Source organism: Vibrio sp. Of7-15 (genome assembly GCF_022347565.1).
Lineage (GTDB): Bacteria > Pseudomonadota > Gammaproteobacteria > Enterobacterales > Vibrionaceae > NORP241.
This window is the reverse complement of sequence record NZ_JAKRGH010000002.1, coordinates 118,053-141,412: the sequence shown is the minus strand read 5'-3', so window position 1 is coordinate 141,412 and position 23,360 is coordinate 118,053. Positions and strand designations below refer to the sequence as shown.

23 protein-coding genes are annotated in these 23,360 nt (G+C 42.2%); 12 read left to right on the top strand and 11 right to left on the bottom strand.

From position 1 onward, the window contains the following. Nucleotides 1-120: 120 nt before the first annotated feature. The gene (locus MHO82_RS03200; protein ID WP_239182407.1) at nt 121-1,005 is read left to right on the top strand and encodes a D-hexose-6-phosphate mutarotase; all 885 of its coding nucleotides are present in this window, start codon (nt 121-123) and stop codon (nt 1,003-1,005) included. 18 nt (nt 1,006-1,023) lie between these two features. Here MHO82_RS03200 and MHO82_RS03195 read toward each other — a convergent pair whose 3' ends face one another. Both MHO82_RS03195 and MHO82_RS03190 read right to left on the bottom strand, forming a co-directional pair. Continuing rightward, nucleotides 1,024-1,392, bottom strand: coding sequence for a VOC family protein (locus tag MHO82_RS03195; RefSeq protein ID WP_239182406.1), 369 nt, complete (start codon nt 1,390-1,392; stop codon nt 1,024-1,026). A gap of 123 nt (nt 1,393-1,515) precedes the next feature. Beyond that, nucleotides 1,516-2,259: a MipA/OmpV family protein gene (locus MHO82_RS03190; protein WP_239182694.1), complete on the bottom strand. Its 744-nt coding sequence runs from the start codon at nt 2,257-2,259 to the stop codon at nt 1,516-1,518. A gap of 461 nt (nt 2,260-2,720) precedes the next feature. On the opposite strand from MHO82_RS03190, the gene MHO82_RS03185 reads away from it, so the two are divergent. Genes MHO82_RS03185 through MHO82_RS03175 form a run of 3 tightly spaced genes read left to right on the top strand, consistent with a single transcriptional unit; the run spans nt 2,721 to nt 7,512 of the window. After that, nucleotides 2,721-4,655: a PrkA family serine protein kinase gene (locus MHO82_RS03185; RefSeq protein ID WP_239182405.1), complete on the top strand. Its 1,935-nt coding sequence runs from the start codon at nt 2,721-2,723 to the stop codon at nt 4,653-4,655. A 32-nt stretch (nt 4,656-4,687) separates the two neighbouring features. Further along, a complete protein-coding gene (locus MHO82_RS03180) occupies nt 4,688-5,959 on the top strand; it encodes a YeaH/YhbH family protein (protein ID WP_239182404.1) in 1,272 nt (423 codons plus the stop codon). 26 nt (nt 5,960-5,985) lie between these two features. Continuing rightward, nucleotides 5,986-7,512: a SpoVR family protein gene (locus MHO82_RS03175; protein WP_239182403.1), complete on the top strand. Its 1,527-nt coding sequence runs from the start codon at nt 5,986-5,988 to the stop codon at nt 7,510-7,512. An 81-nt stretch (nt 7,513-7,593) separates the two neighbouring features. On the opposite strand, the gene fadR is transcribed toward MHO82_RS03175, so the two are convergent. Next, nucleotides 7,594-8,433, bottom strand: coding sequence for a fatty acid metabolism transcriptional regulator FadR (gene fadR, locus MHO82_RS03170; RefSeq protein WP_239182402.1), 840 nt, complete (start codon nt 8,431-8,433; stop codon nt 7,594-7,596). A gap of 452 nt (nt 8,434-8,885) precedes the next feature. Here fadR and nhaB point away from each other — a divergent pair, with 452 nt between their 5' ends. Next, nucleotides 8,886-10,478, top strand: a complete 1,593-nt coding sequence (gene nhaB / locus MHO82_RS03165; RefSeq protein WP_239182401.1) for a Na(+)/H(+) antiporter NhaB — start codon at nt 8,886-8,888, stop codon at nt 10,476-10,478. A 172-nt stretch (nt 10,479-10,650) separates the two neighbouring features. Beyond that, on the top strand, nt 10,651-11,163 hold the full coding sequence (gene dsbB / locus MHO82_RS03160; RefSeq protein WP_239182400.1) for a disulfide bond formation protein DsbB: 513 nt from the start codon (nt 10,651-10,653) through the stop codon (nt 11,161-11,163). Between the two features lie 57 nt (nt 11,164-11,220). Here the strand turns inward: dsbB and MHO82_RS03155 are convergent, their stop codons facing one another. Together MHO82_RS03155 and MHO82_RS03150 are read right to left on the bottom strand one after the other, a co-directional pair. After that, entirely contained in the window at nt 11,221-11,631 is a 411-nt protein-coding gene (locus MHO82_RS03155; protein ID WP_239182399.1) for a (deoxy)nucleoside triphosphate pyrophosphohydrolase, read from the bottom strand. A gap of 1 nt (nt 11,632) precedes the next feature. Then, on the bottom strand, nt 11,633-12,268 hold the full coding sequence (locus tag MHO82_RS03150; RefSeq protein WP_239182398.1) for a YecA family protein: 636 nt from the start codon (nt 12,266-12,268) through the stop codon (nt 11,633-11,635). A 160-nt stretch (nt 12,269-12,428) separates the two neighbouring features. Here MHO82_RS03150 and MHO82_RS03145 point away from each other — a divergent pair, with 160 nt between their 5' ends. Together MHO82_RS03145 and dusC are read left to right on the top strand one after the other, a co-directional pair. Then, nucleotides 12,429-13,127: an NAD(P)H-binding protein gene (locus MHO82_RS03145; protein WP_239182397.1), complete on the top strand. Its 699-nt coding sequence runs from the start codon at nt 12,429-12,431 to the stop codon at nt 13,125-13,127. Between the two features lie 54 nt (nt 13,128-13,181). Continuing rightward, on the top strand, nt 13,182-14,132 hold the full coding sequence (dusC, locus tag MHO82_RS03140) for a tRNA dihydrouridine(16) synthase DusC (protein WP_239182396.1): 951 nt from the start codon (nt 13,182-13,184) through the stop codon (nt 14,130-14,132). Between the two features lie 51 nt (nt 14,133-14,183). Here dusC and MHO82_RS03135 read toward each other — a convergent pair whose 3' ends face one another. After that, a complete protein-coding gene (locus MHO82_RS03135) occupies nt 14,184-14,621 on the bottom strand; it encodes a YcgN family cysteine cluster protein (RefSeq protein WP_239182395.1) in 438 nt (145 codons plus the stop codon). Nucleotides 14,622-14,818: 197 nt separating this feature from the next. Between MHO82_RS03135 and MHO82_RS03130 the strand changes: the two genes are divergently transcribed. Further along, nucleotides 14,819-15,067, top strand: a complete 249-nt coding sequence (locus MHO82_RS03130) for a YkgJ family cysteine cluster protein (RefSeq protein ID WP_239182394.1) — start codon at nt 14,819-14,821, stop codon at nt 15,065-15,067. Here MHO82_RS03130 and MHO82_RS03125 read toward each other — a convergent pair. After that, nucleotides 15,060-15,317 carry a TIGR02647 family protein gene (locus tag MHO82_RS03125; protein ID WP_239182393.1) on the bottom strand — a complete coding sequence of 86 codons (258 nt, stop codon included), beginning with the start codon at nt 15,315-15,317 and terminating at the stop codon, nt 15,060-15,062. The two genes, MHO82_RS03130 and MHO82_RS03125, sit on opposite strands and share 8 nt — an antisense overlap. 219 nt (nt 15,318-15,536) lie before the next feature. After that, nucleotides 15,537-16,388 (bottom strand): TIM44-like domain-containing protein, encoded by an 852-nt coding sequence (locus MHO82_RS03120; protein ID WP_239182392.1) that lies wholly within the window; start codon nt 16,386-16,388, stop codon nt 15,537-15,539. A gap of 335 nt (nt 16,389-16,723) precedes the next feature. Between MHO82_RS03120 and MHO82_RS03115 the strand changes: the two genes are divergently transcribed. The 3 genes from MHO82_RS03115 (at nt 16,724) to MHO82_RS03105 (ending at nt 20,082) form a co-directional block, all read left to right on the top strand. Further along, nucleotides 16,724-17,119, top strand: coding sequence for a TM2 domain-containing protein (locus MHO82_RS03115; RefSeq protein ID WP_239182693.1), 396 nt, complete (start codon nt 16,724-16,726; stop codon nt 17,117-17,119). Between the two features lie 150 nt (nt 17,120-17,269). Continuing rightward, nucleotides 17,270-17,866 carry a TetR-like C-terminal domain-containing protein gene (locus MHO82_RS03110; protein WP_239182391.1) on the top strand — a complete coding sequence of 199 codons (597 nt, stop codon included), beginning with the start codon at nt 17,270-17,272 and terminating at the stop codon, nt 17,864-17,866. 341 nt (nt 17,867-18,207) lie between these two features. Further along, complete coding sequence (locus MHO82_RS03105; protein ID WP_239182390.1) at nt 18,208-20,082, top strand: MFS transporter; 1,875 nt, start codon at nt 18,208-18,210, stop codon at nt 20,080-20,082. Between the two features lie 17 nt (nt 20,083-20,099). On the opposite strand, the gene menE is transcribed toward MHO82_RS03105, so the two are convergent. From menE to menB, 3 genes are read right to left on the bottom strand one after another with little or no spacing between them, the layout of a single operon-like run. Continuing rightward, nucleotides 20,100-21,515 carry an o-succinylbenzoate--CoA ligase gene (gene menE, locus MHO82_RS03100; RefSeq protein WP_239182389.1) on the bottom strand — a complete coding sequence of 472 codons (1,416 nt, stop codon included), beginning with the start codon at nt 21,513-21,515 and terminating at the stop codon, nt 20,100-20,102. Next, nucleotides 21,503-22,477, bottom strand: a complete 975-nt coding sequence (menC, locus tag MHO82_RS03095) for an o-succinylbenzoate synthase (RefSeq protein ID WP_239182388.1) — start codon at nt 22,475-22,477, stop codon at nt 21,503-21,505. The genes menE and menC overlap by 13 nt, the downstream gene beginning before the upstream one ends. A gap of 15 nt (nt 22,478-22,492) precedes the next feature. Then, complete coding sequence (gene menB, locus MHO82_RS03090) at nt 22,493-23,359, bottom strand: 1,4-dihydroxy-2-naphthoyl-CoA synthase (protein WP_239182387.1); 867 nt, start codon at nt 23,357-23,359, stop codon at nt 22,493-22,495. Nucleotide 23,360: the final 1 nt, after the last annotated feature.

Genomic DNA, 23,360 nt, shown 5'->3' with positions numbered 1-23,360 from the left:
ATAAAAGGCGGCTACGATAGCCGCCTTTTTTGTACCTAAAAGAAAGTAAATACTCTCTTCCTTTTTCTTTGAAACATGAACAGAGTATGTATTTCAATTATTTACGATGAGGATTCTTCAATGGATTTGCGTAACTTACCTACCCTTAATACACTGTCGAACACCATTACTATCTGCGAACACAATGGCATTAAGATCATTCGTATCATTCACGACACTGCAGAAGCAGGGATCTCTTTACATGGTGGCCACCTCATCTGGTTTAAACCTCAAAACCAAGAAGACGTCATATGGCTAAGTGAAGACGCAATTTTCGACTCAACAAAAGCAATCCGCGGCGGAATACCTATTTGCTGGCCTTGGTTTGGCCGCATTGCAGCGCCTGCTCATGGTTTTGCACGTACCAGTAACTGGACATTGGCTGAACATAGAGAAAATGACCATGGTGTAATGGTTAGCCTAAATCTTACAGACAGTGAAGAAACCTTAGCTATATGGCCTCACAAATTCTCTGCCAAACTTAACTTTGAAATTGGGGCGGAGCTAAAAATCACTCTGGATGTCACCAATACGGATAGCAGTGCTTGGACATGCAGTGGCGCTCTGCACACTTACCTTAATATTGCTGAAATAACAGACTCTGTAATCACCGGCATGGGCACAGAATACATCGATGGTTTAAATGATGGCCAAATCACTGCTGGCGGAAAGGAGTTAAAAATTTCTGACGCAGTGGATCGCGTTTATACTCAGCCAGAAACAGATCAAGTCATTACGGATCCAAAACATAACCGCTCGCTCGTTGTTACTAACCAAGGGCATAATGCCGCTGTTATTTGGAACCCATGGCAAGATGGCGCTAAAGGCATGGCAGATATGAATGACAACGGCTACAAAACCATGCTGTGTGTTGAATCAACCATTCACGCACCAAACACAAGTAAAGGCATAACACTACAGCCTGGTGAACACCATGAACTTGTTAGCGTAATTTCTATTAAATAAATACCACGGTAATGTGGCCTAAGCCTGCATTACCGTACTTTCAGCTTCCAGTAACACCCAACCATTACCATCAGGATCGGTAAAAGTCGCGAACTTCCCACCGAGGACTTCCACGACATTATCAATAGCCACCCCCATCGCAGTCAGTCTTGCGTAACACATCGCTAAATTAGACGTACTTACCACCACCCCCTGCACAGAACCGGGCTCTAAACCAGATATTTGCTCACTTAGCGCGACAATACCATTCACCCCTTCTCGGCGTAAATGGAAGGCACCATATTCAGCATGAACAATCTCAAAGCCTAATGCTTGACGATAAAATGCCAGAGAGGTCTCGATATTTCTAACTGGAATTTGAATTAGCTCAATAGTGGAAACCGCCATATTACCTTCCTCCATCTGTGCCATATAATTAAGCATAGAACAGAGACATGGATCCAAGATAAATAAACGCCCTGCTTTATTATTAAAAAGCAAGGCGTTATAAAGCGACCAATAAAAGGCACGTTAGAACAGGTAAGAAATACCTATATTACCTGTACTGATTGTCGTATGTTCAATAATGGGGCTACTTTCAATCCCACCCTCAAGGTTCATATAACGAAACCCACCAGTTACACGAACACGATCTGTAATGTGGAAATAGCCAGATAGACCAACAAAGTACTGGCCATCCCAATCTGCCTCAAAAGCGGAAATACGGCCGCTTGTTCTAGCAGATTCCGCCGCAGACACACCATACAAGTGATTATTAATCTCTTCACTGTTATATGAATAACCAATTGCTGGCGTGATCCCCCAACCATTCATACGAATAGGTAAACGCCACGCCGCTTCAGCATATAAACCATTGTGTTTATTGCCCACGTCAGTACCAGCACCAACTTCAAACACACCAACAGGAGTTAATACCTGGTAAGTAATAGCACCAAGAATAGACGCTTTACGTTCATCGAGTAGCTTAATATCAGCGTTATCTGAATCTTCAGGCTTTAACGTACGAGGATCGTACAGCAAACGAAAAATAACATTTTGAGGTGTTCCTATTGGGTATAAACGAGCACCAGCAGAAAAACCACGTAAGAAGACATGTTCACCTTCATAACCTAAAGTAGGAATAACCACCTTATTCGAGTCAGTTTCTGTATAAACCACTGGAGAATAAGAAGCTGCGGCACCCACTGACCACTGAGAGATTGCTGCTGAGGCTGCACCACTACTAATTACCGCAGCACCGACGAGCAATGACATAAATATTTTTTTCACAAGGACACCTTTATGCTTGAGTAACAGATCCTTTGTTACCTGAAATGATATTTAGGGACATATTAGAATTTATAACCACACATTATACAGAACCTCATACCAGATAAAATAACAATATTCATGTGTAAAAAAATTTGAAAGATTGCTTCAAAAATCACTGTAAAATAGTTAAAAGACTTACACGAACTTACTTCTATTGAGTAAGTTGTTAATGGAATCAAATGCTAACAAATAACATTTGAGATTAAAAATTAACCTTATTTTAAAAAGAGCGCAAGCCAAGTATTCATGCGCTTTTGACCTCTCATATTGAAAAAAATATAGAAAAAACAAACTAGTCTTTGAGCAAAAGTCTTAATAGCGACTAACCTTATTAGTGAGGGATGTGAAATTTTCACGTTGTCGTCCTATCTGTATAGGTAGGAGCCATTGAGGGGGCACAAGTCATGAGTATTTTTGACCACTATCGCCAGCGCTATGAAGAAGCCAAGGACGAAGAACTATCACTACAAGAGTTTTTAAATTTATGTCGTGAAGACAAAAGTGCGTACGCCAACGCTGCAGAACGTTTGTTAATGGCCATTGGCGAGCCTGAGTTGATCGACACAGCACAAGAGCCAAGGCTAAGTCGGCTGTTTTCTAATCGAGTGATATCTCGCTATAAAACCTTTGAAGATTTCTATGGCATGGAAGAAGCCATCGAGCAAATTGTTTCGTACCTAAAACATGCAGCTCAAGGACTAGAAGAACGGAAACAAATCCTTTATCTATTAGGCCCTGTCGGCGGTGGTAAATCGTCACTTGCTGAAAAACTAAAGAGCCTAATGCAGAAACAACCTATTTACGTATTAACGGCGAATGGAGAACGAAGCCCAGTAAACGATCACCCTTTCTGCTTATTCGATGTCAATGAAGATGGGGCGCTGCTCGAAAATGAGTATGGTATTTCCAACCGATATCTTCGCTCAATCATGTCGCCTTGGGCAGCGAAAAGGCTACATGACTTTGGTGGCGACATTACCAAATTTAAAGTCGTAAAAGTAAGACCATCTATTCTCGATCAAGTGGCGGTTGCGAAAACCGAACCTGGTGATGAAAACAACCAAGACATTTCCTCTTTGGTTGGGAAAGTAGACATTCGCCAATTAGAACACTTCTCGCAAGATGATCCTGATGCCTACAGCTACTCAGGTGCGCTTTGTAAAGCAAACCAAGGTTTAATGGAGTTTGTAGAGATGTTCAAAGCACCAATTAAAGTGCTGCATCCCCTGCTTACTGCAACTCAAGAAGGTAACTATAACGGTACGGAAGGATTATCTGCTCTACCGTTTGATGGTATGATTTTGGCTCACTCCAATGAGTCAGAATGGCAAACTTTCCGCAATAACAAAAACAACGAAGCCTTCTTAGATCGTGTTTACATTGTGAAAGTTCCTTATTGTCTACGTATTTCTGAAGAAGTTAAAATTTACGAAAAATTACTGCAAAGCAGTGAGCTCTCTAATGCGCCTTGCTCACCGAGCACATTAGATATTTTGGCTCGCTTTAGTGTACTTTCGCGCCTCAAGGAGCCTGAAAACTCCAGTGTATACTCAAAGATGCGTGTCTATGATGGTGAGACGCTGAAAGACACAGATCCAAAAGCCAAATCTTATCAAGAGTACCGCGATTACGCGGGCGTAGATGAAGGTATGAATGGGCTTTCGACTCGTTTTGCCTTTAAGATCCTCTCTCGTGTCTTTAACTTCGACCATACCGAAGTAGCCGCAAACCCGGTTCACTTATTCTATGTTATCGAACAACAGATTGAACGAGAGCAGTTCCCACAAGATGTTGCAGATAAATACCTAGAATTCTTGAAAGGCTACTTAACCCCTAAATACGTTGAGTTTATCGGAAAAGAAATTCAAACCGCTTACTTAGAATCTTATTCTGAGTACGGCCAAAATATCTTTGACCGTTACGTCACCTACGCTGATTTTTGGATTCAAGATCAAGAGTATCGCGATCCAGAAACAGGCCAGCTATTTGACCGCTCCGCCCTAAACAACGAGCTAGAGAAAATCGAAAAACCAGCAGGTATCAGTAATCCAAAAGATTTCCGTAATGAAATTGTGAACTTTGTGCTTCGAGCACGAGCAAACAATGCGGGTAAAAACCCAAACTGGACCAGCTACGAGAAGCTTCGTACTGTGATTGAGAAGAAAATGTTCTCGAACACCGAAGAGTTACTTCCTGTTATTTCCTTCAATGCTAAAACATCGACTGAAGAACAGAAAAAACACGATGACTTTGTCGCTCGTATGATGGAAAAAGGCTACACACGGAAACAAGTGCGCCTACTTTCTGAATGGTATTTACGCGTTCGTAAGTCGTCATAACTGTCTTAGCACACTAGGGAACGGGGGGGCTTATGGCACATTTTATCGACCGAAGGCTCAACGGAAAGAACAAAAGTACTGTGAATCGACAGCGTTTTTTACGCCGTCATAAGCAACAGATTAAAGAATCAATTGCTGATGCGGTAAACAAGCGCTCGATTACAGATATTGAAAGTGGAGAGGATATTACTATTCCTTCACGAGACATTCGTGAGCCGACATTTCATCAAGGCAAGGGTGGACAGCGTGAAGCTGTCCACCCGGGCAATGACCAATTTATTCCAGGGGATCGTATTGAACGCCCTAAAGGTGGTGGCGCTGGCGGCGGTGCAGGAGAAGGCCAAGCTAGCCCTGATGGTGAAGGCCAAGATGATTTTGTTTTTCAAATTTCAAAGGACGAATACTTAGATCTCTTGTTTGAAGATCTCGAGTTACCCAACTTACAAAAAAATCAGCTTAATAAATTAGTCGAGTGGAAAACATTCCGCTCTGGCTTCAAAGCTTGTGGTGTTCCAGCAAACATTGCCATTGTTCGTTCACTACAAAACTCACTGGCTAGACGTACTGCCATGAGCGCAGGTAAAAAGCGTGAACTTCGAGGTTTAGAAGCGGAGCTTGAGCAACTAAAACGTCAAGAGCCAGCTCAACCTTTTGAAGAAGAGAAACTCAAAGAAGCCATTGCAGAACTCAGACAAAAAATCGACCGTGTCCCGTTTATTGATACGTTCGATCTAAGATACAAAAACTATGAACGTCGGCCTCAACCAAGTAGCCAAGCGGTAATGTTTTGTATTATGGATGTCTCAGGTTCAATGGATCAGGCAACAAAGGACATGGCGAAGCGCTTTTACATTTTGTTGTACTTATTCTTAACTCGTACTTACAAAAACGTGGATGTTGTTTTCATCCGACACCATACCCAAGCCAAAGAAGTGGATGAACATGAATTCTTCTATTCACAAGAAACAGGGGGCACCATTGTATCAAGCGCACTCAAACTCATGGATGAAGTGATCAAAGATCGTTACCCATCAAATGAATGGAATATTTATGCAGCTCAAGCTTCTGATGGTGATAACTGGGCAGATGATTCACCAACATGTAGACAGCTACTAGAGAAAAATCTATTGCCAGTAACGCGTTATTACTCGTATATAGAGATCACTCGTCGAGCTCACCAAACCTTGTGGCGAGAATATGAATCTTTAAGTAGTGGATACGATAACTTTGCAATGCAAAATATTCGGTCTGTTGACGATATTTTCCCAGTATTCCGTGAGCTATTTAAAAAGCAAGTGGACTAGTTTAGGACGAACTAAGGGGGTGCGTTATGGCTTTAGCCACCAAAAACAAACAGCTCAGTGATGGACCAGACTGGACTTTTAACTTGCTTGATGATTATCACCAAGAAATAAAGCGAGTCGCAGAGCATTACCGACTAGACACTTACCCAAATCAAATAGAAGTGATTACGGCAGAACAAATGATGGATGCCTACTCCAGCATTGGGATGCCAATTAATTATCACCATTGGTCATTTGGTAAGAAGTTTATTGAAACAGAGCGAGGCTACAAACATGGCCATATGGGGCTAGCTTATGAGATTGTCATCAACTCTGACCCTTGTATCGCCTATTTGATGGAAGAAAATACCATCACCATGCAAGCACTGGTTATGGCGCACGCATGTTATGGCCACAACTCGTTCTTTAAAGGTAATTATTTATTTAAAACATGGACCGATGCGAGTTCCATTATTGATTACCTTCTGTTTGCACGTAACTACATAACCGAATGCGAAGAAAAGTACGGTGTTGATGAAGTTGAAAAACTGCTCGACTCTTGCCACTCACTCATGAATTACGGGGTCGATCGCTATAAAAGACCACAAAAGATTTCACTGATTGAAGAAAAAGCACGCCAAAAATCTCGAGAAGATTACTTACAATCGCAAGTGAATGCCTTGTGGCGAACCATTCCTAACATGGAGAAAGAAAAGGAAAAAGAAGAGGCAAGGTTTCCTTCTGAACCTCAAGAAAACATCCTCTACTTTATTGAAAAACATGCACCATTATTGGAGCCATGGCAACGAGAAATTGTGCGTGTAGTAAGGAAGGTGAGCCAATACTTTTATCCTCAAAAGCAAACACAAGTCATGAACGAAGGCTGGGCAACCTTCTGGCATTACACCATCTTAAATCATTTATATGATGAGAAATTAGTGAGTGATCGTTTCATCATGGAGTTTTTACACAGCCACACGAATGTTGTTGCTCAACCGCCGTATAATAGCCCTTACTACAGCGGTATCAACCCTTATGCGCTTGGCTTTGCCATGTTCCAAGACATTCGACGTATTTGTGAAGAACCCACAGAGGAAGATAAATATTGGTTCCCCGATATCGCAGGTAGCAACTGGCTAGATACCCTGCATTTTGCAATGGAGAACTTCAAAGATGAAAGCTTTATTAGTCAATTCTTATCTCCGAAAGTCATGAGAGATTTTAAGCTTTTTGCCATCAAAGATGATGATCAGCATAACTACATTGAAGTCGATGCAATTCATAATGAAGAAGGCTATAGAGCAATACGTGAGAAGCTGTCCGCTCAGTATAATCTCAGTAATCTAGAGCCAAATATTCAGGTGTGGAATGTAGACTTGCGTGGCGATCGTTCTTTGATCCTGCGTTATGTACCCCATAACCGGATCCCACTAGCTGACAGCCATGAAGAAGTATTAAAGCACTTACATCGTTTATGGGGTTTTGACGTCATCTTAGAAGAAGAGCAAAGTGATGGGAAAGCGAAAATTTTGGCAACCTGCCCGGTAAGAGAAAGTTATGATCCTCATATTTGATCATTTCATGTGTACTACCTCAACCCTCCCCTAACGAAAATAGGCTCCCTAAGGAGCCTATTTGATATCTAGCCGATAACATTAACTGTCATCTTCCGTAAAATTACTTGGCAACGTATCTTTCATTTGTGCCCACAGCATGCCGCCTTCAATACCATATTGACGAATTCGAATCATCAATTCATCACGGCGTTCTTCTCGGCACAACACAAGTAAATCACGGTAAAAATCCATCGCCAATAAACGCGCTTGTGGATTAGAGAAATAATAATTACCCACTCGATCATAAAGCTTTTTCAAACCATTAAAAATCAAACCATAAATCTGATTTCCTGATTTAAACGCAAGCCCTTGAAACAGCATGTAATCATAAAAATTAAACGTTTTTGCAATTAGAATTGCTTGACGCTTTTGTTCATCTTTTTCAACGTCTTCTTTGATATTCGCTTTTAGTTTTTCTGCGTAAGGAGACTGTTCAATAAAGGCTTCCCACGTTTCCGCAGCCAACAGTTGCTCACAAGATTCAATAACACGAGTTATCGTTAACATAGAGCTGTCTTTATTGCCCTTAAAAGCTTGGCGCATATAAATACTGGAGATATTAGTACGAGCTGCCAATAAGTCATCAACTATGTTCGTAGCATTATCAGTATCTAATGTCATTAACGTATCTAAAATATGAAGACCGGATGTCTCCATATAATCATTTACCTTCGTTGGTTTCCCGTGCTGTATTGTCAGCCATCCATCACGAGATAAACGCTGTAAAACTTCTCGTAAAGTTGTACGTGTAACCCCAATCAGCTCCGACAACTCACGCTCTGCTGGCAAAATTGAACCTGGAGGAAAGCGACCATTCCAGATACTTTCAATTATGTATTTCTCAGCAAACCCTGCTGGGCTTTTTGCCTTAATGACCATGTAAATAGCTTCTTATTGCATCTGTATTTTTCACTCATCATACCACTACTTCTCCATATCAAGAAACAACAACTGGAAGTAAGCGTAAATTATTGCCATTTTGTTAATAAAACAAAGTTATAACTAATTGCATATAAAAGCTGAATAAGTCAAAAATTACGTGATAAACTATTGTCGCCCTGATCCCGAATTAAGCTGAAATAACGCTGTAGACGGGTGTTTTTACTGCAAGTTTATTGACTATTTGTTAATGAGCGGTAAAGTCGCCGGGTCAAAAAGCCAAACTCTCAAAAGTAGTTATTTGGTAAAGCAGTACAATGGATTTATGTATTGTTTTTCTAAGTAATTGTTGCTTGATAACCCCACTCGCCATTTAAGTGAGCTGGGCTATATTTAGATTTATCTGAGTTTGTCTGATTATCAATTACTTAACATTTAAAGAGATCCAACTCATGCCAATGTCACTAGGGAATGCATTTATTAAGAATTTTCTTGGTAAATCTCCAATCTGGTACAAATTTGCTATTATCGCATTTCTAATCATTAACCCTCTGGTCTTTTTCTACGTCGATCCATTTACGGCAGGCTGGTTACTGGTTATTGAATTTATCTTCACTCTTGCAATGGCTTTAAAATGTTATCCGCTCCAGCCCGGTGGTTTACTGGCCATTCAAGCTGTGGCCATAGGGATGACCAGCGCAGAACACGTAAAACATGAGATTGTCGCGAATATTGAGGTACTACTACTGCTGATCTTCATGGTGGCCGGTATTTACTTCATGAAGCAACTGTTATTATTTATCTTTACCAAAATACTGCTTGGCATACGCTCTAAAATAGCCCTCTCCGTTGCTTTCTGTTTTACTTCCGCTTTCCTATCTGCTTTTCTTGATGCTCTGACTGTAATCGCTGTAGTGATCAGCGTTTCGGTTGGTTTCTACTCGATTTACCACAAAGTGGCTTCAGGCCAAGGTGCTAGCCACAGCCATGATCACACGACGGATGACCAACTTGAAGATGAACTAACTCGTGATGATTTAGAAAACTACCGCTCTTTCTTACGTAGTCTTCTAATGCACGCTGCGGTTGGTACTGCACTGGGTGGTGTAATGACACTGGTTGGTGAACCACAAAACCTCATTATTGCAGACCGAGCAGGCTGGTTGTTTGGTGAATTCATTATGCGTATGCTTCCAATTACCCTACCAGTCTTAATTTGTGGCCTTGCTACTTGTGTTTTTGTAGAAAAAATGAAGTGGTTTGGTTATGGCGCAGAGCTTCCAGAAAACGTACGTCACATCCTAATGGATTTCGATAAAGAAGAACGTAAAAAGCGTACGCCAGCAGATAAAGCAAAAATGATTGTTCAAGGCCTTATTGCAGTCTGGTTAATCATTGGTTTGGCTCTGCATTTAGCAGCAGTAGGTCTAATTGGCCTATCTGTTATCATTCTTGCTACCTCTTTTACTGGTGTAACCGAAGAGCATGCTCTAGGTAAAGCCTTTGAAGAAGCGTTGCCATTTACCGCCCTGCTAGCCGTATTTTTCTCTGTCGTAGCCGTGATTATTGACCAACAGCTCTTTAAGCCAGTTATTGATTGGGTATTACACTTAGAAGGTAATCAGCAAATGATTATGTTCTATATCGCTAATGGTCTTCTTTCTATGGTGTCGGATAATGTTTTCGTCGGTTCTGTATACATTAACGAAGTAAGAGCGGCATTGGATGCAGGGGTGATCAGCCGTGATCAGTTCGACATGCTTGCTGTTGCTATCAACACAGGTACTAACCTACCGTCTGTTGCTACACCAAACGGACAGGCCGCTTTCTTATTCCTACTAACATCGGCACTTGCTCCACTGGTTCGTTTGTCGTATGGCCGAATGGTTTACATGGCACTGCCATATACTCTTGTTCTTGCGTTTGTTGGTTTAGCTGGTATTAGCTTCCTGCTCGATCCAATGACGACGTGGTTCTACGATATGGGATGGATCAGTCATCATGTCGTAGACAGTGCAACTTCTCCGGTTTCTGGTGGTCACTAATAAAGAATAGAACTTTTATTTAGTTAATGTATTTAAGGCTCTGTTTCGACAGGGCCTTTTTATATGATTTAAATTTGTTCTTCGTTATATTTATTGGGTTTGTATCAGTCTAAAATGATTTGTCCCGATAGTATGATGAACTTTGCTAGTTAACCTTAATTGAGAGAGCCCAATGCAATACATTAAACACATATCTCGCACACGCCTTCCTTGGCTGTTACTGCTACTTTTTGTCATTTTCTTTGAAGGCTGTGCTTTAATATTTCAGCATGTCATGAACCTTCCACCGTGTGTTATGTGTATCTATGAGCGTGTAGCTATGTTAGGCATTGGTTTTTCTGCCCTCGTCGGACTCGCTATGCCTCAAAACCTAATTGTTCGCTGGGCTGGTTTAATTGGTTGGGGAATCAGTTCTGCATGGGGGCTAAAGCTGGCAATGGAGCATGTGGGTTATCAGCTAAACCCATCTCCATTTGCGACCTGTGATTTATTCGTGACCTTTCCATCGTGGGCTCCACTGAATCAATGGGCACCTTGGATGTTCGAAGCCTATGGTGATTGCAGTAAGATCGTATGGCAGTTCTTAACATTAACTATGCCACAATGGCTGGAGGTTATCTTTGCAGGTAATCTAGTGGCTTTGGCCGTTGTGGTGATTGCTCAATTCTTACCAAGCAAAAAATAGCATTCAAATAGGCACTTTCACGCAAGATAAAATAGAAGCGTTAAAGTGCCTTTTTATTTATTTTTCAGAGCTCTCTGAAAGTACCTGTAATAACCTGTCAACAATGGGGATGTCAGCAGGACACAGAGCATAGTTCAGCAGTTCATCAGGTTGTACCCAAACCGCATTTTGATGCTCATTAAGCATAAGCTCCCCCGAAAGCCAATGGCTAATATAACCTTTCAAACACACCGTTTTATCATTGTACTCAAAAGTGCTATCAGCAACCCAAGACACTGCCGTAGTACGAATGGCAAGCTCTTCATATAACTCACGTTCAAGTGCTTGCTCTGGGCTTTCATTATGCTCAATTTTACCACCAGGGAATTCCCATAAATTCGCTTGAGAGGCTGTCGCAGCTCGCTGAGCCAATAGTATTTTTCCATCATTAATAATAATGCCGGCAACCACATCAATTTGAGAATTCACGTTATTTCCCACAGCACTGCTTAAATTTCTTTCCACTCTCACACGGACATTTATCATTACGACTAATGCCTTTGTATGGATTCACAGCCTGCGCCTTAGCACCCAGTAATGCCTCATCAGCTGCCAATGCTACTTCTGTCACCATACTGTCAACCTGTGGCAGCATATCGGTTAAAGAGGGAGCCGACTCGATACCCGCATCATGCATCTGTTGTTGAGTTTGTTGTTCGTCAATCGCCAACATCAAAGTAGTGAGTAACGCCGATAGCATTCTCATGCTACCATCAGATACAGAGACCTCAGCCCAATGTGCTTCTACCACTGGCCATACCGTCATAAAGCCTTCGGCAGCATCGGCCAAATCATCATTCGCTTTAGCGTCTAGCTCGAAGCCAATCATGTCAGAAAAAACATACTCACTACGTAATAGGTGCTGATACTGAACCTCTAAGCGATCTAAAACTAAACGTTTATCAGATAAAGAAACTTGCTGAATATCATCAACAGACAATATAGAAGGCAGCCACAGATCTGGATCCAAAGGTTTTGGAGAAAAGTTAGCGGCTAAGATCGCACCTTCTAAAAAAAACGGACTTTCACCACACCACTCGCTTGGCAGCTCTATCAACTTATTCATATCGGTTTATTAATCTACAATCACATTAAAGTGAGCGTACTATACCGCAAAAATCATCAAAAAAGGCAGAGTTGGTAAGCAACGCACAGTTTGACTAAAAAGAAGGTGACTTTTTTCAGCCCAATAGAGACAGTAAATCTTCTCTTATCTTGGGGGTTATATGCTCAATTCTAAGCAACAAACGCATAAAAGTATTACCATTATTGCCGGAGCGAGTGGGCTGATTGGCAGTGAAGTCTTAGAATCTCTGTTAAAGAGTGATGATATTGACACCATCCATTGCTTAGTTCGAAAATCACTCCCCCTACATAGTAATAAATTACAACAGCACATTGATTTAAACTTAAGGATCACCAACTGGAACGAAGAGCAACATATTCCTGAAACAGGCTATATCTGCTTAGGTACAACATTAGAGCAAGCAGGCAGTAAGCAAGCACTCAAAGACATTGACGTTGATCTCGTATGCCAAGTTGCCCACACAATGAAAGTCTTGGGCGTAAAACGCATTGCCGTTGTCTCTAGCCTGTTTGCTCACCCTTGGTCACCTTCGCATTACCTTCGCTGCAAAGGAAAAATGGAAAAACTACTAACCCAAATAGGATTCGACCAAGTTGTCTTTACACGCCCCGGCCCCCTACTCGGTGAGCGAGCCATACCTAGAAAAAATGAGGTGGTAACCGCCACCATGTTGTCTTTATTCCAACCATTTTTGGTGGGCCCACTGGCTAACATTAAACCAATACAGGCCCAAAAAGTGGCTCAAGCAATGGTTCATTCTCTCAATGCTCCCTTCCATTCCGACAGCTCTAAAACCGTCATTTTATCCAGCCGACGAATGGAAGAAATCGCACAATAGATGACAATCTACTCATAAGCATCTACAATCTCGCCTCCAAAAAAGAGAGGTGTTATGCGTGTAATTTTAGGCCCAATGGAGGGCGTACTCGACCATTTAATGCGTGAGCTACTGACAGAGGTGAATGATTTCGATCTGTGCGTTACTGAGTTTGTACGTGTTGTCGATATGCTTTTACCAAAACGGGTGTTTTACCGCATCTGCCCTGAGCTACATAACAGCAGCATGACTCAATCGGGCACACCTGTACGTTTGCAGCTATTAGGACAAGAGCCTAACTGGATGGCAGAAAATGCCAACAGAGCTATTGAACTGGGCTCAAATGGTATCGATCTCAACTTTGGTTGCCCTGCCAAAGCAGTAAATAAGAGTAAAGGCGGGGCAGCCCTACTTAGAGATCCCGAATTGATGTACCAAATCATTAAAGCGTGTCGTGATGCTGTTCCGCAAGACAGCCCTGTGACGGCCAAAATTCGTCTTGGTTGGGAAAGCCCAGAAGAGTGCTTTGAAATTGCCGATGCCGTTGCTCAAGCAGGAGCAGATGAATTAACAATACACGCGAGAACAAAAGCTGGCGGCTATAAAGCCAGTGAAATCAAGTGGGATTACATTCAAAAAGTTAAAGAGAAAGTCGACATTCCTATTATCACCAATGGTGAGATCTGGAGTTACCAAGACAGCCAACAATGTATTGAAACCACTGGTGCTGACTCGTTAATGCTTTGCCGAGGGGTACTCGCAGTTCCTAACTTAGGAAACGTCGTTAAACATAACCATGCGCAAATGCCATGGGAAAAAGTCACAGAACTGCTTCTGCATTATTCAGATTATGAAATTGAAGGAGATAAAGGGTTATATTACCCAAATAGGGTGAAACAGTGGCTTAATTATTTACGAAAACAATACCCTGAAGCGCAAGAACTATTCATGAAAATCAGAACAATAAACACAGCTGCGCCCATTATTACTGCACTCAAAGAAGGGCAAAGCAACACGGTTTGTTAAAGCCCTTAAAAACTAAAAGTGGCGTACTGAGCGCCACTTTTCTGATTACCGTTATCGGTTAGGGTGATTCAAGATGTGATCTTCCCAATCAACCACATCAATCTCATAAACTACTTTATTGCGAACACTTTCCCCCGCAGCATGCATCGCCGACTTAGAGCCAGTCACTAATGGGTGCCACTCCGGAAGTGGGCTATTTTCTGAAAGTAAACGGTAACTGCATGTTTCTGGCAACCAGTTAAACTCGTTAATTTTGTCACGAGATAATTTCAAGCACTCTTCACCAGATTGAAAGCGGTTCGGATAATCCTTACAGCCGCAAGTTTTACTGTTTAGCCAACTGCAAGCTACATTGGTGTAATACACTTCATCGCTATCCTCATCCATTAACTTATGAAGGCAACACTTCCCGCAGCCATCACAAAGAGATTCCCACTCTTGCTCGGTCATTTCTTCAAGCGTTTTTTCCTGCCAAAACTGCTGGGTCATAGGGTTACCTTTACATCATCAATAGACTAGAGAGGCGGTGTTATAACGATCTGTATAGCAAAGTGCAAGCTTAAATCAATGCAGAAGGATGAATTGTTGATTGAATAAAAATCACTCGTATTACGAAGGTAAAATGGCTTTGATCTTACCAAAAAGGAATGATAAGTTGCGGCACCATTTTATTAAGGTGAGTAGTTATGGATTGTCGATTAGGTTGTGGGGCTTGCTGTATTGCCCCGAGTATTTCTTCTGCTATACCAGGAATGCCAAATGGAAAGCCTGCTGGAGTACGATGTATTCAACTCAATGACAATAACCTCTGTGCTCTATTTGGTAAACCTGAAAGACCACAAGTCTGCCATCATTTTAAAGCTTGCCCAGATGTATGTGGGACAACAACTCAACAAGCTTTAGACAATATTACTGAATTAGAAAATATTACTTAATAATTAGTGGGGATACTTTAGAGTTTAAGATACGCACAGCACCATGGGCATGCTCAGCGGCGTCGCGCCCTAGACTAGTTAAGTAACCGCCATCAGACTGAGTCACTAAACCTTTTTCATGTAAGCGTTGCATTGCTGCAATGCTCTCTGCGGAAGCATCTTGATGTATTTTTAAACCTGACTGAGAGCTCTCTAATGAAAACTGTGTTAATAGGCTCATTTCACTCATCATTTCTGAATTAAAAGGCATTGTATTCCCTTCTTAGATAAATTACTTATCAATAAGCATAGCCACTTCCTCTAAGAAAAAAACCGCTTCAGATCATGACAAGTAAGATTATTCTCCATATAACTGAGGGTAAGATCTCATTTTTAAACTAAAGCACTTTTGCAAGTCACTTAACCATAAGCACCAGATACAAAAAAGCCCCGTAAAAACGAGGCTTTAACAATCAGCAAAGTGAAAGACTTAAGCTTGAATACCAACAATCAGCCAAGGCGCATTAGGCTTAGTAAGGTCGCGCTCTAAATGCCAAATATCAGTAATATCTTCTTCAACACCTTCCGTCGCATCACGGTAACGACCAGAGAATTGAAGGCTCAATTGAGCAAGCTGAGGGCTACAGTCAGCACGCACAACTTCCGCATCAACGTACATGACTTCAGTGTGCTGCTCACCGCCTAATTTAGCTCTCTCTTCTTTCAGATCAGCAAATAGGCTTGGAGAAACATATTCTTGGATTTTTTCAAGCTGATTATGATTCCAAGCACCTTGAATAGCACGATAATGCTCACGTGAGCCATCCACAAATGCTTTTACATTAAAGCCTTTAGGGTAGTTATGTGGTACATCACTTTGTGCAGCACCGCCAAAACCAGAATTTGCAGCTTGGCGTTCCGCGTGGTTCTGCTGCGCTTGCTCTCGGTTTGAGCCCGCGTATGCTGGTTGCTGTCGGTTCATACTGGCAGCTTTAGAAGCCATCATGTACTTGAACAGCTTAAATAGTGCAAAAGCAATTAAGCCAATGATTAAAATATCCATAAACTGGATACCATCAAACGCACCACCAAAGAAAGCCGCTAATAAACCACCAGCTAACAGACCACCAAGTAGGCCGCCCATCAATCCTTTTTTACTTGAGCTTTGTTTTGTATCTTTTTGTTTTAACGTATCTGTATTTTGTTGCTGCTGCTTTTGTGCTGGCGCAGTCTTATGGCTTTTACCAAAAGATTTACCACCACCAAACTTTTTCGCTTCTGCATAAGGTGCAGAAACGACAAACACAGCTAGCAAGGCAACTAGCGAAAAAAAGCGTTTCATTTAGTATTCCCAGAATAAACAATGAGCCAACATGCTAAATCTAGAACAGTTAATGTCAATGTTCAGTAAGCACTTTTGTTATCAACATATTGTAAATATAATTCATTCAATAATAAAAGCCCAATAATTCAATAAATTAAATTATCAATGTTCCGTTTTTACAAGTGAATTATTTCGTATCAATCTGTTTCAAAAAACTGGAATTAGCCTCTTGAATAACGGCACCAAAAAGCATAAAAATTGTCAGCGTCACAAATTTGGCGTTACATTTCAATTTATTAACTTTTTTGTTAATTATTAGATTTATACTGTTGCCACCAATACGGGAGGATATGATGGACAATACTCACAGTAAATTAATCGGCTACCTACTTTGGCTTTTTGGTTTTACTGGTGCCCATCGCTTCTACTACGGAAAACCCATTACAGGTACGATTTGGTTTTTTACATTAGGTTTATGCGGTATAGGCTGGCTCATTGATCTTTTTTTAATTCCTTCAATGGATAGAGAAGCAGACAGCAGATTCTATGCAGGTAAACTCGATTACTCTGTCAGCTGGCTCCTACTCACCTTCGTTGGCTTCCTTGGTATACACCGTATGTACATGGGCAAGTGGTTCACAGGTGTGCTGTACCTTCTCACTATGGGCTTTTTTCTTATTGGGGTACTCTACGATTTTTGGACTTTAAACAGTAAGATATCACGCATCAATGCACGTCGTTTCTTATAGTTTGTGTCAGATAGACATTAGTAATGAGAGTTTAATCACACCCAGCTACTCTGTTGCCCAATATAAGTGTTAAAATTCTTGCGATATATATCAGTAGAATCTAAAATAAAGAACATTGTTCGATATTGAATACCAGATATAGAGACTCTAATGGCAAGAAGAAACGACCATACCCGTGAAGAATTAGTGGCAATGACACTGGATCACGTAAAAACTTTTTTGAATGAACACCCACATCACGATTTGAGCTTACGTAAGATTGCCGCAATGATCGGTTATGTTCCGAGCACACTAGTCAATGTATTTGGTAACTACAACTTATTACTATTAGAAGCGGTTGCACAAACCATGGATGAGCTGTCTGTTGAAGCAGCTCAAGCGGTTGAAGCGTCTGATTCTCCTGAAAATGCACTTAAAGCACTGGCTCACTGCTACCTCACTTTTGCTAGTAAACACCCATACCGATGGCAGCTGATTTTCCAACATAAAATGAATGGTGAAGAGCTGCCTGAATGGCAAGCAAAGCGAATTAATAATATGACGGGAATGCTCGAAGAGCTGATCCGCCTAATAGCGCCAAACAAAAATGAAAGTGAAGTGCTAGAAGCAAGCCGTGTTTTATGGGCAGGGGTTCACGGTATTACATTACTGAGTGTTGATGATAAACTCTTCACCGATATTCCAGTTGACGGAAAAGCGTTAATTGATAACCTATTAGAAAATTATCTTTCTAGCTGGCGTATATAAATCAATACCAACGCTATTAACTGAATAATTCTGTTGCTTACAGCAATAAAACGAATATCCCCAGAACTCTCAAATGCAAGCTATAACAGTTTCACCAGTGAGTTCAAATTTAAGGAAAATAGCTGGAACTTATAGTTACTCCTCTGCAACCTTATTTACCGTAATACTAGATTCATAAGTAAGCCCCCTACAGCGGGGCGACTTAGTATCTATACTGTTGAATAATTTTAATGCACCGAATAGCTGTAAATCCAGATTACTACCGCATACATAAACCAAGTCATTTTCATTGAATTTACGACCTTGAAGTGACTTGGGTATCGATAACTAATGGAATTGGTATGAATTCTCAGCCCCAGTCATCTTTGCTCGCCTCCCGTAAATTTTTACCTTACTTCATTACGCAAGCACTTGGGGCTTTTAACGATAATATTTATAAAAACGTCTTACTGCTTTTAGTGGCTTTTGCAGCGCCTGGTGCAATTGGCGTATCATCCGACCTTTTTATTAACTTGGCTGCTGGCGTTTTTATCCTACCCTTTTTTCTCTTTTCCGCTACAGCAGGAGTATTAGCCGATAAGTATGAAAAATCATGGCTGATCCGAAAAGTAAAACTAGCAGAAATTGCCATTATGGCTTGTGGAGCCATGGCATTTATTACTGAAAGCTATTTATTGTTATTACTGCTTTTATTTTTAATGGGGGTTCAATCCGCTTTTTTTGGCCCTGTAAAGTACGCATTACTTCCTCAACATTTACGAAAAGATCAATTAGTCCCGGGGAATGCCCTAGTCGAAACCGGTACTTTCTTAGCCATATTATTAGGTACATTAGGTGCCGGAGTCATTGCCTCTCAACCAAACTCAACCTATATTGCCGCAGCCAGTGTCATGCTGTTTTCCCTGCTGGGTTATACTGCCAGCCGATTTATTCCCCATGCAGAAGCGGCTAACCCAGAACTCCGCTTTCGCTGGCAGCCAATTAAACAAACGAAACAAACATTGAAGATCGCGAGAAAAGATAATGTGATTTTTCAAGCAATCTTTGGGATAAGTTGGTTTTGGTTTCTTGGGGCTTGTTACCTCACTCAATTCCCTAATTTTGCCAAACTACATCTTCAAGGCTCAGCAAGCGCTGTCTCTTTTTTACTAGCGCTGTTCTCTGTTGGTATCGCTATCGGATCTTTATTATGCGATAGATTGTCTAACCACCGAGTTGAACCAGGCATTGTGCCATTGGGCAGCATTGGTATTACCATTTTTGGCGCCAACTTAATGCTTGCTACCCCAACAAATTTAGCGACTACCGACACCTTTATCGCCTTTATAGATCAACCAGCCCTACTTCCAGTTTTCATTAACTTACTGTTATTGGGTGTGTCTGGTGGTATTTTTATTGTGCCTCTGTACGCTATGATGCAGCAAAGAGCAGAAGTTAAAGAGCGCGCCCAAGTTATTGCCGCTAATAACATCATGAACGCTCTTTTTATGGTAGCCAGCGCCATTACTGCCATTGTATGCTTAAGTGTGCTAGAGCTTTCGATTCCACAGTTTTTCCTCGTACTCTCAGCATTAAACTTTCTCGTGGCATTATACGTATTTACTCAGGTCCCACTATTTGCATTGCGCTTTTTTATGTGGGTACTAAGTCACACCATGTACCGAGTTACCCACCGTCAAATTGATAATATTCCAGAAGAAGGTGGCGCTTTATTAGTGTGTAATCACGTCAGTTATGTCGATGCATTATTGCTTTCAGGCGCAAGCCCTCGTCCTATTCGATTTGTTATGGAAGAAGACTTAGCTAACATCCCTTTGCTTAAATACGCTTTTAAAACCGCTCAAGTCATTCCTATTTGCTCAACACGTCGGTCTACTATTCGCCGCGCTTTTAATGAAGTAGAAAAAGCGCTGCAACAAGGGCACATCGTCTGTATTTTCCCTGAAGGGCAACTCACTGGAGATGGTGAAATGGGCCAATTTATGCGAGGCATGGACATCATTTTAAAACGCTCACCTGTGCCAGTAGTGCCTTTAGCGCTAAAAGGGTTATGGGGGAGTTACTTCAGCCGCGAAGGCGGTAAAGCTTGCTTGAAACTGCCCAAGCGTTTCTGGTCGAAAATCGAAATTGTTGCTGGTGAGCCCGTGCCCGCCGTCGAGGCAACATCAGGCTCTATGTATGAAAAAGTACTCGCACTTCGAGGTGCAGATAAATAGGGCTGATAAATAAAAGCTCATTCTTGTGGCTGAAGTGAATGCCGTTGTTCATTCAGCCACTTTTGCACTGATGAACGTGCAACCTTAATTCCAGCCACAGGTAAAGAAGCAGGCCAAGTATAATAGTCATCAGGACACTTAAACTTGGCGATTAAAGTCTGTAAATGCTGATTCACCTCTTGAGGAACCAAGTCCTGGGAAGCTTCAACCACAGCAACGGGCCGTTCTCCAAACTCCGCGTCGGGCACAGGAAAAACTAACGCTTGAAGGATATGAGGATGAGATAGTAGCGCCCTTTCTATTTCTTCAGGGTAAATATTTTCCCCTCCGGAAATAAACATGTTGTCAGCCCGCCCTATTACCCGCAGCTCCCCATTGACCACTTCACCTAAATCACGTGTAGCGAACCAGCCTTGTTCATCCACTATCGGAGTTATCGCCCCTTTTTGAAAATAACCGAGGCACAATGTTTTCCCTCTCAAAAATATCTGCCGATCTTTAATCATCAGCTCTCGATTCGGGATCACATACCCAACCCCAGGGTGCTCATCTGCAGGTTTGGCAGTTACCGTTGAGGCCAATTCAGTCATCCCATAACCAACCCAACACTCGATGCCTGCTTGCTTTGCTCTGGAAGTTAATTCTACGGGAATCACGGCTCCCCCTAGCAACACTTGATGTAACTTAATCTCCAGATTATTTGCCTGTAAAACATCAAGAACTCGTTGCAGCTGAGTCGGCACAAGAGAGACATGCGTAACCCCTTGCAAAGCGGTCAACAAATCTGTTTTTGGTTTCACCGTTAACGCAGCCCCGACAAGTAACCAACGCCATACAATGGCCAAACCTGAAACATGGCTAAGAGGTAGCGATAAAAGCCAGTTATCTTGGCTAGAAAAAGGCAACCAAGAAAGCAACCCAGACGCCGAAGATAAATGATTATCTATGCTATGTGCAACCGCTTTAGGAGCCCCTGTAGAACCAGAGGTAAACACAAAACTGGCTATGTGGGATGGCTGCCACGTAACTGGAATTGAAACAGGGACTTTAAGCTGCAATTTCAGCGATGGCCAAGAGCCAGAAGTCACCAACTCTTGATTTGCAAACCACACATGTGATGCTCCCACTGTGTCTAACTTCACTCGTAAGTTCAGTTCATTCTCAGAAGAAGAGATAACAACCAGCCTAGCTCCCACTCGCAAGCACGCCAACTGAAGCCAAATTAATTCCGTACAGTTCGCTGATACAGCTGCCACCACTTGATGACGAGCGACACCTTGAGCTATTAACCCAGCGGAATAGCCCTTCACCAGCTCGTATAACTGCTGCCATGTGAAATGTTTGTGTTCAGTAATAAGCGCAGTAGCACTTGGCCTTAACTGCGCCCAATGTTCCCATGGCCAGCACGAAAAATGGTCGTTTAAATTTGCCATGGTTGCTCTAAGTCAGCCAGAGTAATAATAGGCAACTGACTACCTGGCCAAGACACTTCAAGCTGCTGCTTAAAAAGAGAAATCGTATCTAAGCCTGGAACTGTACCCGGCGTTTTCCAATGAGCAAAACGTGCCAATTGCTGTAATCCAAAGCTGGATTCTAAACTTGAGCTGATGACTACTGATAAACCTTGCTGATGGGCCTGTTCGATAAGAGCACAACAACGCTCAACAGAGCCCACTAAGGTCGGCTTAATCACCAAAGCAGAGACCCCCTCTTGCGCTTCAACCTGAAAACCCGCATCTCTCACAGTTTCATCCCACGCAATGGCAATGCCGGTTTCATGAGCAAAATGAAGACTATCTTGAGGCGTTTTACAAGGTTCTTCTAAGAAGTCGATACGGCTTCGGTACTGTGGCTGCACATATTTCGCAAATTGCTGAGCTTTTGTTGGTGTCCAACCTCGATTTGCATCCAAGCGCAACATCAGATCAGGAATTGCCTCTAAAAACATATTAGCCACCATTCCATCACGTACTGCTTCGTACATGCCAACTTTGATTTTCGCCACCTTCTGACCTTCCATTTGGTTCAAACGGTGAATCAGCTCATCTGGATCGCCACAACACAATGGCGCGACCGTAAAGTTTCCTTGTTCTGGTAACTCATTGTTTAGTCCAAGTAACGCCATGCTTAAGCCAAACGCCACAGAAGGAAAAGCGTTGTTCAATTCAAGCAACCCAGATTCCTGCCAAATCTGGGCAAGCTCTTGTAGCTGCTTACCTGCTTGTTCAGCACTCTCAACACTAAATTCAGGTAGAGGCGCAACCTCCCCTCTACCTACGGCATCTCCATTGCGTAATTCAATAATCCAGCCCTCACGTTCACTTAAGCGCTGGGAACGTAAGATCACACCACTGTCCATTGGCAACTGGTACTTATACAGCTTTACACTACGCATTAGGCAGCCTTTCTATTAAGGGTTACGAGGGAATTTATCGAAGTCTGGACGACGCTTTTCATTAAATGCATTACGCCCTTCCTGACCTTCTTCTGTCATGTAGAACATCATGGTGGCATTACCTGCTAGCTCTTGTAAGCCCGCTTGACCATCACAATCGGCATTTAAGGCGGCTTTTAAACATCGTAGAGCCATCGGGCTATGTTGCAGTACTTCTCGGCTCCAACGAACGGCTTCTTTTTCTAAATCAGCCACAGGCACAACGGTATTCACGAGCCCCATGTCTAACGCTTCTTGTGCATCATAAAAACGGCATAAGAACCAGATCTCGCGCGCTTTCTTCTGGCCCACAATGCGTGCCATATAAGAAGCCCCCCAGCCACCATCAAATGAGCCGACTTTCGGGCCAGTTTGACCAAACTGAGCATTTTCAGCCGCGATGGTTAAGTCACACATCATATGTAACACATGGCCGCCGCCGACTGCATAACCAGCAACCGCCGCAATGACAGGCTTAGGACATGTACGAATTTGGCGTTGGAAATCCAGTACATTTAAGTGATGTGTACCATTGTCATCTTGATAACCGCCGTAGTCACCACGGATTTTTTGATCGCCACCCGAGCAGAAAGCATCTTCCCCAAGGCCTGTTAAAATAATCACGCCAACTTTTTCGTCATAACGCGCTTCAGCTAAAGCATGGATCATCTCTTTCACGGTCTGTGGACGAAATGCATTTCGCACTTGTGGACGCGCAATGGTGATCTTTGCAATACCATCTAACGACTTGTGAAAATAAATATCTTCATAGTGACCACTGCAATCTTGCCATTCAACTGGTGCGTAAAGTTCTTGCTCTGTAATTCCAACGGTTCTTGCCATA